Annotated in this window: 8 protein-coding genes and 1 pseudogene; 2 read left to right on the top strand and 7 right to left on the bottom strand. The window is 68.1% G+C overall.

The window, feature by feature from the left end; genetic code table 11:
• Positions 1-251: 251 nt before the first annotated feature.
• From FYM52_RS18310 to FYM52_RS18300, 3 genes are all read right to left on the bottom strand, one after another.
• Positions 252-1,328: an alkene reductase gene (locus FYM52_RS18310; protein WP_042420217.1), complete on the bottom strand. Its 1,077-nt coding sequence runs from the start codon at positions 1,326-1,328 to the stop codon at positions 252-254.
• Positions 1,329-1,522: 194 nt separating this feature from the next.
• Positions 1,523-2,713: a M20 aminoacylase family protein gene (locus tag FYM52_RS18305; RefSeq protein ID WP_154165126.1), complete on the bottom strand. Its 1,191-nt coding sequence runs from the start codon at positions 2,711-2,713 to the stop codon at positions 1,523-1,525.
• 29 nt (positions 2,714-2,742) lie between these two features.
• Positions 2,743-4,077 (bottom strand): DUF3100 domain-containing protein, encoded by a 1,335-nt coding sequence (locus FYM52_RS18300; RefSeq protein ID WP_154165125.1) that lies wholly within the window; start codon positions 4,075-4,077, stop codon positions 2,743-2,745.
• Positions 4,078-4,433: 356 nt separating this feature from the next.
• On the opposite strand from FYM52_RS18300, the gene FYM52_RS18295 reads away from it, so the two are divergent.
• On the top strand, positions 4,434-5,348 hold the full coding sequence (locus FYM52_RS18295; protein WP_154165124.1) for a LysR family transcriptional regulator: 915 nt from the start codon (positions 4,434-4,436) through the stop codon (positions 5,346-5,348).
• Here the strand turns inward: FYM52_RS18295 and FYM52_RS18290 are convergent.
• From FYM52_RS18290 to FYM52_RS18275, 4 genes are read right to left on the bottom strand one after another with little or no spacing between them, the layout of a single operon-like run.
• Complete coding sequence (locus FYM52_RS18290; RefSeq protein WP_154165123.1) at positions 5,333-6,568, bottom strand: cytochrome c; 1,236 nt, start codon at positions 6,566-6,568, stop codon at positions 5,333-5,335. The two genes, FYM52_RS18295 and FYM52_RS18290, sit on opposite strands and share 16 nt — an antisense overlap.
• On the bottom strand, positions 6,565-7,419 hold the full coding sequence (locus tag FYM52_RS18285) for an ABC transporter ATP-binding protein (RefSeq protein ID WP_154165122.1): 855 nt from the start codon (positions 7,417-7,419) through the stop codon (positions 6,565-6,567). The genes FYM52_RS18290 and FYM52_RS18285 overlap by 4 nt, the downstream gene beginning before the upstream one ends.
• On the bottom strand, positions 7,413-8,429 hold the full coding sequence (locus tag FYM52_RS18280; RefSeq protein WP_154165121.1) for an ABC transporter permease: 1,017 nt from the start codon (positions 8,427-8,429) through the stop codon (positions 7,413-7,415). Before FYM52_RS18280 ends, FYM52_RS18285 begins: the two co-directional genes overlap by 7 nt.
• Positions 8,426-9,451: an ABC transporter substrate-binding protein gene (locus FYM52_RS18275; RefSeq protein ID WP_154165120.1), complete on the bottom strand. Its 1,026-nt coding sequence runs from the start codon at positions 9,449-9,451 to the stop codon at positions 8,426-8,428. Before FYM52_RS18275 ends, FYM52_RS18280 begins: the two co-directional genes overlap by 4 nt.
• Positions 9,452-9,681: 230 nt before the next feature.
• Here FYM52_RS18275 and FYM52_RS18270 point away from each other — a divergent pair.
• A pseudogene (locus tag FYM52_RS18270) lies at positions 9,682-9,865 on the top strand (OsmC family peroxiredoxin); the annotation flags it as partial.

Raw genomic sequence — 9,865 nt, 5'->3', positions numbered from 1 at the left:
CCCACACCGGCCCCACGCCCGACCGCGCAGCTGGCCGCCAAACCCGCCAGTGCCAAGCTGCCGGCAGCCACCCCCGCCCCCAGCAAGCCGGCGGCTGCACCTGCAGTCGACACCAGCGACGAGTGGGAAAGCTTTTAAGCGCCACGCAGATTACAAGCAAAATCAGGCTCCAGCCTTTGCACAGCAAGCGCTGACAGCTATCAAAAAAGCCAGTCCGAGGACTGGCTTTTTTGCATGCGGCGGGACCCTACTCAGGCGGCTGCAGTTTCCGCGTCCAGCGCGGGGTAGTCGTTGTAGCCGGTGGCGTCGGCGCTGTAGATGGTGCTGGCGTTCAGCGGATTCAGCGGCGCGCCCTGGGCGAAGCGGGCCGGCAGGTCGGGGTTGGCGATGAACACGCGGCCAAAGGCCACGGCATCGGCCGCACCGCGGGCCAGCAGGGCTTCGGCATCCTGCTGGCTCATGCCGTCGTTGGCGATGTAGGTGCCGCTGTAGATCTTGCGCAGGTGCTGGCCGATGGGCAGCACGCCGTCCTTGAGCTCTTCGCGCGAGAAGATGAAGCCCAGCTTGCGCGCTTCGATCTGCTGCGCCACATAGCTGAACAGCGCCACGGGGTCGCTGTCGCGCATGCTGTGGGTGTTGCTCATGGGGTTCAGGTGCACGCCGATGCGCTCGGCCGGCCATTCCTGGGCCAGCGCGTCCAGCACTTCCAGCAGGAAGCGCGCACGGTTTTCGATGCTGCCGCCGTACTGGTCGGTGCGCTGGTTGCTGCCATCGTGCAGGAACTGGTCGAACAGATAGCCATTGGCGGCGTGCACTTCGATGAAGTCAAAACCGGCCGCCTTGGCGTTGCGGGCGGCCTGCACGAAGTCCTGGACGATGCCGGCGATCTCGGCCGTCTCCAGCGCGCGTGGCACGGTGTAGTCGCGCTTGGGGCGCAGCACGGCCACTTGGCCTTCGGGGGCGATGGCGCTGGGGGCCACGGGCAGTTGGCCATCCAGCAGCTCGGGGTCGGAGATGCGGCCCACGTGCCACAGCTGCACGGCAATGTGGCCACCGGCGGCATGCACGGCCTCGGTCACGCGCTTCCAGCCGGCCACCTGCTCGTCCGACCAAATGCCGGGGGTGTTGGGGTAGCCCACGCCCTGGGGGCTGACCGAGGTGGCCTCGGTCAGGATCAGGCCGGCGCCCGCGCGCTGGCGGTAGTGCGTGACCTGCAGGTCACCCGGCGCGCGGCCGTGGAAGGCGCGCATGCGGGTCAGCGGGGCCATCACCACGCGGTTGGGCAGGGTCACGGAACCGATCTTGAAGGGTTTTTGAAGTTGGGTCATGGAGGAAGGCTCGTCATCAAACAAAGGGCTGCCCCACGCCGTGCGGGGGCAGTTTGTGCCATCTAGGGGCAATCCCGAGTATTTCAAGCTGGTTTTTTGTCGCTTGCCTGGCACCTGCGCGACAGCCGGCCAGAAAAAAACCGGGCGCAGGCCCGGTTCTCACAAGTGGCAGCGCGGCCTGGGGCCGGCGCTGGTCAGGCCCTGGCCGGCAGGCGGCCATCACGCAGCAGCGCCTGCACCAGTTGCACAAAGTACTGCACGCCCAGCGGCAGCACGCGGTCGTTGAAGTCGTACTTGGGGTTGTGCAGCGAGGCGCTGTCCTCGCCATTGCCCATCCAGATGTACACCCCGGGGCAGGCCTGGGCCATGAAGGAAAAGTCCTCCGAGGCCATGCTGGGCTTCAGGTCGCGGCGCACCTGCTCGGCGCCCAGCACACCGGCCAGCACCTCGGCACAGACTTCCGCATGCACCGGGTGGTTGATGGTGGCGGGGTAGCTGACGCGGTAGTCCAGATCGGCCTGCAGGCCATGCAGGGTGCAGGTGGCCACAATCGCGTCACGCAGGCGCTGCTCGATGCGGGCGCGCTGCGCCATGTCGAAGCAGCGCACGGTGCCGCGCAGCTGGATGACTTCGGGCATGACGTTGTAAGTGTCGCCCGCGTGGAAGCTGGTGATGCTCAGCACCGCGGGCTTGTGCACCTCCTGCTCGCGCGCGATCAGCGCGGGCAGCTGGGTCACCAGCTGGCAGGCCGCCAGCAGCGCATCCTTGCCCAGGTGGGGCATGGCGGCGTGACAGCCCTGCCCGGTCAGCGTCAGGTCAAAGATGTCGAAGGCCGCCATCACGGCCTCGCTGTGCACCGCCGCCGTGCCCACGGGCAGGCCCGGCCAGTTGTGCAGGCTGTAGACGGCCTGCATCGGGAAGCGCTGGAACAGCCCATCCTCGATCATGGCGCGCGCACCGCCTTCGTTTTCCTCGGCGGGCTGGAAGATGAAATGCACCGTGCCGGCAAAGTCGGGATGGCTGGCCAGGGCCTGGGCCGCCCCCAGCAGCATGGTGGTGTGGCCATCGTGGCCGCAGGCATGCATGCGGCCGTCGTGCTGCGACTTGTGGGCGCAGGTGTTCAGCTCGTGCACATGCAGCGCGTCCATGTCGGCGCGCAGGCCAATGCTGGGACCGTCACCGCGGCGGCCGCGCAGTACGGCGACGATGCCGGTGCCGGCCAGACCGGTGTGCACCTCCAGCCCCCAGCCTTGCAGCAGTTCGGCCACGCGGGCACTGGTGCGGTGCTCCTGGAACGCGGTTTCGGGGTGGCGGTGGAAGTCGTGCCGCCAGGCCTGCAGGCTGTCCTGCGTGGGCCAGTTCACGTTGTCATTCGGGTTGCTCATCGCTCAGGCTTTCTTGCAAGGAACCGGGGTCACAGGCTGCCCACGAAGAACTGGGCAATCGCGGCCGCAGCCAGGAACACGCCGGCATTCGCCATCAGCGAGACCACGACGATGCGCCAGCCCAGGCGGCGGAAGGCCGGGATGTCCTTGGCCAAGGCCAGACCGGCAAAGGTCAGCATGGTGGTGATCATGGCAAAGAAGTTGACCTTGCCGGTCAGCGCCGCCACTTCGGCCGCATACGGCGTGCTGGGGAAGGTCATGGCCATGGCCACGAAGGAAATCCAGCACACGGCAGGCAGCTTGCGCTGCGTGGCCAGATAGACCAGGTCACCCACCAGCACCACGCCGATGATGATGGCCACGCCAGGCAACGCGTCCAGCATGGGCACGCCGTGGCCGATGCGGTTGGCCACCAGCACGGTGGCACCGCCCATCACCCACGACAGCAGGCGCATGCCCAGGTTCAGCACCGGGGTGTGCACCACCTCGGTGGGCTGGGCCACGCTGCCATCATCGATGGACACGGCCTTGCGGTTGCGCCCCAGCAGCGGCTCCAGCCAGCGGTAGGCGCGCACGGCCAGCGGCAGCGAGATGAACAGCGTCAGGTAGGTACCCAAGGTGGTAGCGATCAGGTTGGCCGCCGCCGCGTAGGTGGCGATCTGGTCCGACATTTCAGGGTGCTGTGCCGCCACGGCGCCCACGGCAGCGGCGGTCATCGAGCCCGAACCCACGCCCGCGCCCATGGCCAGGGCGTAGGGGTGAAAGATGTTCAGGCTGGTCACAAAGCCAGCCAGGATGGAGATGAAGATGGCGCCGATCAGGGTGCCGGTGATGTATTCGGCCAACACGCCGCGGCCCTCTGGGGAGTTCATGCCGAAGCGCTCACCCACGATCGCTAAGCCGGGTTCGCGGCCGATGGAGAAGGTGGCGCCAATCGCTTCGCGCTTGATGCCCAGCAGCAGCGCCACGGGCATGCCCAGCAAAATGCAGCCCACCAGGTTACCCAGCTCCTGCAGCGCCAGCGCCCAGCCCACCTTGCTCAGTTGCGGCAGCGAGCCGCCCACCAGCAGGCCCAGCTTGGCGATGAACAGGAACAGCGCACACGAGAGCACGGCCGCGGCAAAGTGCTGACCGCGCAGGTCCAGCTTGGCCGGTCCAGGCAGGCGCTTGGACAGCAGGCCCAGCACCAAGCCAATCAGCAACGCCCAGATCATGGGCAGCAGCACCACCTTGCCAATGCCCAGCTCGATGGGCAGCGGGCCCAGCCATTCGGACAAGGCTGCAATCACCAGTGCCAGCGCAAACACCTGCACCACCACCCCCCAGTTCATCGGCGACTTGCCGGGCTGAACGTCTGTACGCATCGGATTCCTTTTCCCGCCACCGCCACACCGCGGCCACGTGCTTGATATGAATGTGGAATATCCGCCGCCAACACGCCCCGCCGCAGGCCGTCGGGCCTGCACTGGGCACGGGGTGCAGTACCACCGGGACCGGTGGCATGGCAACGACACGTTCAGGGAGCAATTGGCAACGCCTGGCACGGCCTGCCACTGCAGCGCCTAACGCTGCGGACCCGCTCATGCCAAGGTCAGAAAATATATCCGCGTGTTTATTGCGTTTGTTTTTGTTTTCTGTTCTAAAAAACAGAACGCTCGCCTTACCATGCCGGCCTGCGCTGCGCTGTTGTCCCTCTCACCCTGCCCCACCCTGGCCTGCCATGCACACATTTCACGATTCCCGTGCCCGTTATTTGTATGAGGCCGTGAGCAATGGTTCCGTGCGCGCCGCGGCGGAAAAACTGGGCATCGTGCCCTCGGCCGTCAGCCGCCAGATCAGCCTGCTGGAAGAAGAGATGGGTGTGGCCCTGGTCGAGCGCCACCGCACCGGCGTGGTGCCCACCCAGGCCGGGCAGCTGATTCTGGACTATTACCGCCAGCACCAGTCCCACCAGCACGACATGCTGGCCAAGGTGGACGCCGTGCGCGGCCTGCGCAGCGGCACGGTCAGCATCGTCAGTGGCGAAGGTTTCGCCCAGGAGCTGATCGATGGCCCGATCCGCCAGTTCCGCCAGCACTACCCGAATGTCTCGATCGCGCTCGACATCCACGGCACCAACGAGATCATGCGCCGCGTGCGCGAGGATGCCGCAGAAATCGGCTTGGTCTATTACGCCCCCGCGGACAGCCACATCGCCTCGCGCGGCGCGGCCCGCCAGCCGATGCACGCCATTGTCGCCCCCGGCCACCCGCTCAGCCGGGCGCCGCACACCTCGCTGCAGGAGCTGTCGCAGTGGCCGGTGGCCCTGTTGCAGGGCGTCTACGGCATCCGCCAGCTGGTTGAGTTTGCCGAACATGCCGAAAAAATCCGCCTGTCCCCGGCCCTGACCAGCAACCTGATCAGCGTGCTGCTCGGCTTTGTGACCACGGGCCAGGGCGTGACCCTGCTGCCCAAGTGCTCGGTCACCACCGAGCTGGTCCAGGGCCGGGTGCTGGCCGTGCCCATCCACAACCCTGCCCTGCTCAGCGCCGAAGTCCAGCTCATCACCCGGGCGGGCCGCCAGCTCTCCCCCGCGGCCAACCGCTTTTTGCAGTACTGCATGCAGGGCATGCAGGCGTTTCAGGAAGCTGCCTGATCGCGCGGCGCACCGCGCCGGCCAGCGCCACCGTGCAGGCTGCCGCCCTTGACATAGACCACGGGCTGACTGTCCATGCTGCGCAGCAGCCGCGTCAGGCTGTCTTCTGCGGTGCTCGCCGGCACAGCGGCCCCAGCATCGGCCAGGCGGCACACCAGGTCGCCCTCGCTCCAGCTGTCGGCGCCGCGGTCATTGCGCGCACGCAGCCAGCCGGACTTGTCCGCCAGCAACTGGGTCTGCTGGAGCGCCTCGCTGCCCGTCAGCCAGCGCAGCGCCTGGCGGGCCTCGGTGCCTGAGGTCACAACGCAATCGACCGCAGCAGGCAGCACCGCCCCCACGGCGCGGCCCTCGGGCGGCAGCCACAGCGTCAGCATGCGCGGGTCGGGCAGCAGGCCCTGCACATCCTCCAGGCCGACCAGGCGCACCCGCTGGCGTTGCAGATCGCGCACCCGCTGCCAGGGCTGGCCAGGGCAGCGCAACGCCATGTCCGGCAGGGCCACCGGCATGGCCCAGCTGCCCGACAGCTGCAGCAGCTGGCCGGCCGCCTGGGCGCGCAGAAAATGCAGCAGCTCCCAGCTCTGCGCCACCGTCAACTGTTCGGCAAAACCGGGCATGCTGGGCTGGCCACCGGCCGTGGTCAGCCCCTGGCGCACGGCGTGCAGCAGATCCCCATCGGCACGGCGCCACAGCAAGGGGCCGGTGAAGCTGGGGGGCCACACGGCCTGCCGGGCCGCCTGCGGCCCCTGGCCGTTGCCGGTCGTGCCGTGGCAGGCCACGCACAGCCGCTGGTAATGGCCCGCGCCGGCCGCAATCGCCGTGTCGCTGAAAGGCACCGGGTTGTGGTGAAAGCTGCGGGGACTGGCAGGCACCCACAGCACCTGCGCCGACGGCCAGGGCGCCAGGACGGCCACCAACCCGGCGCTGGCCAGCAGCCCCCAGCGCAGACGCCGCCGGCGCCCCCCCAACCAGGCCAGGAGCAAGAGCACCACCACCAGGGCGGCAGCCACCAGCCCCCCGGCCAGGGCCCGCGCCTGGCCCACGTCCAGCAGCAAATGCTCGCCGGCCAGGCGCTGGGCCCAGGGCCAGGCCGGCTGGCCATCCACCACGGGCGTCCAGCCCAGCGCATGCCACAACCGCAGCAGCCCCTCCTGCCCGCGCTGCATGGCCTCCAGCAGCCACAGCAGCCAGGGCGCCTTCTGCACCACGCGGTCCGGGCTCATGCGCCCACATCACTCAGGCCCAGCTCCCGCAGCGCCTGCTGGCGCAACTGCACAAAGCGCGGATCGCTGCGATGGCGGGGATAGGGCAAATCCACGGGCAGCTCGGTCAGCGTGCGCGCCGGCCGGGGCGAGAACACCACCACGCGGTTGGCCAGAAACAGCGCCTCCTCCACGTCGTGCGTGACCAGCAGCACCGAAAAGCCGGCCTTCTGCCACAGTTTGAGCAACTCACCCTGCATGCTCAGCCGCGTCAGCGAGTCCAGCTTGCCCAGGGGCTCGTCCAGGATCAGCAACTGCGGCTCATTGACCAGGGCCCGTGCCAGCGCGGCGCGTTGCGCCATGCCACCCGACAGCTGGTGCGGGTAGCTGGCCGCAAACTCGCTCAGGCCGACCAGCTCCAGCGCCGCGTCCACCCGGGTGTACTGCGCCTGGGGCACCTTGCGCGCCTGCAGCCCCAGGGCCACGTTGTCGCGCACCGTGCGCCAGGGAAACAGCGTGGGGTCCTGGAACACCACGATGCGCGAGGGATCGGGCCGCGTGATCGGCTGCCCGTCCTGCGTGATCTGGCCGGTCGTGGGCGCCTCCAGCCCGGCCACCAGCCGCAGCAGCGTGGACTTGCCGCAACCGCTGGGGCCCAGCAGGGCCACGAATTCGCCCGGCTGCACCTGCAGGCTGACATGGTCCAGCACCGGCAGATGACCGCCCTGGGCCTGGGCAAACTGGTGCGACACCTGGTGCACCGCGATATGGGCCCCAGGGAGCGTGGCACGCGGCGCAGGCACGGCCACCGTGTCCAGCGTGTCGGTGTCCGCCCAGACCTCGGACACCAGAGAGCGCAAGGCTTTCACCATTTCACAGTTCCTTTCTGCCAGCCCAGCAGGCGATCACGCACGGTGAACAGCAAGGTGATCAGGCCTGAGCACAGCACCGCCATCACCAGCAGCGCGCCATACATGTTGGAATACGCGGCCCAGCCCTGAGCCCACTGCAGGTACCAGCCCAGGCCTGCCTTCACGCCCATCATCTCGGCCGTGATCAGCACCGAAAAAGACGCGCCCAGCCCCATGAACAGGCCCACGAACACCTGCGGCAAGGCGGCAGGAATCGCCACGCGCCACACCAGGAACCACTCCGAGGCGCCCAGGGTGCGCGCCACGTCGTAGTAGCTCTTGCTCACATTGGCCACGCCCGACCAGGTCAGCACCGCCACCGGAAAGAAGGTGGCCAGCGCGATCAGGAACACGGCCGCGCTGTAGCTGCTGGGCGCAAAGAAGAAGGCCAGCGGCAACAGCGCCGACGCCGGCACCGGCCCCAGAAAGCGCAGCAGGGGGTGGACCCAGTAGCCCGCCACGCGCGACCAGCCGACCCACACGCCGGTGACAAAGCCCACCACGCTGCCCAGCACGATGCCGTGCACCAGCAGGCGCAGCGAATGTGCCACCGACGTGCCCAGCCGCGCCGTGTCGTCCAGGTACACCTCCAGCAGGCTTTGCGGCGGCGCGAAGAAAGGTGGCGGCAGCAGGCCCAGCTTGGCCGTCAGCACCTGCCACAGCGCCAGCAGCAGCGGCGCGGCAATCAGCCACGCCCCGGCCGGGTGCAGCCACTGCAGCCGTCCACCCGGGCGGGCCAGCGTCAGCGCGGCCAGGGCCAGCGCCAGGGCCAGCCCCCCCGACAGGGCGGCGAATTCGGCCGTATAGGCCCAGTCGCTGAAGCCAATCTCCTTGTTCGGCCACAGCCAGGTCAGTGCCCCCAGCAGGGCCCAGGCCAGCGCCGCCACCAGCCCCTGGCGCCACACGCGCGCTGGGCGCAGGGCGCTGGCGGGCGCCAGGGGCAAGTCCCAGGAAGCTTGGGCCCCGCTCATGACAGCACGTCCTGGGTGATGTGGCGGGCAAAGCGCACGGGGTCGGTGCTCTTTTTCAGGATGCCGGCCTCGCGGAAGTCCGTGGCAAAGGCCAGCACCTCGTCCTGCAGGCGGCCACCGTGCGGGTGGTGCTTGTAGGTCAGCTCGGCAATCAGGCGCTGCAGGTCCGCCACCTCGAACTTGGGGGTGTAGCGCGCAAAGATCCGGGCCGATTCGTTGGGGTTCTCGGCCACGTAGTTGGAGGCCTGCGCCAGCGCCCGCACCACGGCGGCCGCGCTCTTGCGGTCCTCACGCACAAACTTGGCACCGGCGCCCAGCACGCAGCAGATCTTCTCGGCGTATTCGCCCGTGGCGCTGTTGCCCAGCTCGGCAAACACACCCGGGTTGCGCTTTTCGATCAGGTACAGGTTGGGGTCGCCGTCGGCAATCGCGTGGATCTCGCCCTTCTTCACGGCCACGTCCAGCAAATCGGCCGGGAACACGCGCCACTCGATGTCCTTGTCGATGTCCAGGCCCTTCTTGGCCAGGTGGATGCCATAGAACTGCTTGGCCGGGCTGTTCAGGTCGGACACACCGATCACCTTGCCCTTGAGGGTGCGCACATCGGTGGTCACACCGGCCGACTTGACCCCCACCAGGCGCAGGCAGCCGCCGTGCACGCTGCCCACGATCTTCACGTCCAGGCCTGCTTCCAGCGGCTTGACCCAGCGGTGGATCAGGCCCACGCCCACTTCCGCCTTGCCGGTGGCCAGCGCCTCCAGCAACTGGTCGGCCGCGCCGCCCCAGTTCAGCACTTCCACATCCAGGCCGTTCTGTGTGAAAAAGCCGCGCTCCAGCGCAATCGGCACGGGCACCTGGCAAAAGCTGGCCTGGCTCCAGGCCAGGGTGATCTTGCGGGGCTGCGAGCGTGCCACCTGCGGCAGCAGGCCCGCGGCCGCGCCCACGGTGGCCGCGCCTGCCGCGGCACCCAGAAAGTGGCGACGCTGCCATGCACTGCGTGGTTCTTGCGAAAAATCTGCCATGTCGTCCCTCGTGATGAAGATGGAATGTGCCGCCACGATAGGCCGCCCCCTTGCGGCGCCACAAGGAACAAAAACAGGTATCGATATGCGCAAAACCGCAGACCCAGCGTGCGCAACCTGCTCACAAAAAACGCATAAGCAAACACGCAAAACTTCGTAGCCGGGGCAGCGTGCCTGGCCAACCATGGCGTCTTTCCCCTTCCCACTTCCCACCTCACCGGAGTACCGCCATGGGCCTGAACAACTATCTCTCCCACAAGCGCGCCGCCGTCCTGGCACGCCAGCAACGCATTGCCGAGGGCACGGCGCAGGCCAACCACCTGCACGCCCACGTCACCGCCGAAGGCCGCAGTGGCGTGCGCCGCCTGCGCATCCGCGAGCACCAGATCCTCAGTGACAGCCCCTACGACTTCG

This window comes from Comamonas sp. CAH-2 (genome assembly GCF_009668305.1).
Classification (GTDB): Bacteria; Pseudomonadota; Gammaproteobacteria; order Burkholderiales; family Burkholderiaceae_C; genus Comamonas; species Comamonas aquatica.
Note: the sequence above shows the minus strand (reverse complement) of the source record. Positions and strands in the feature narration are given on the sequence as shown.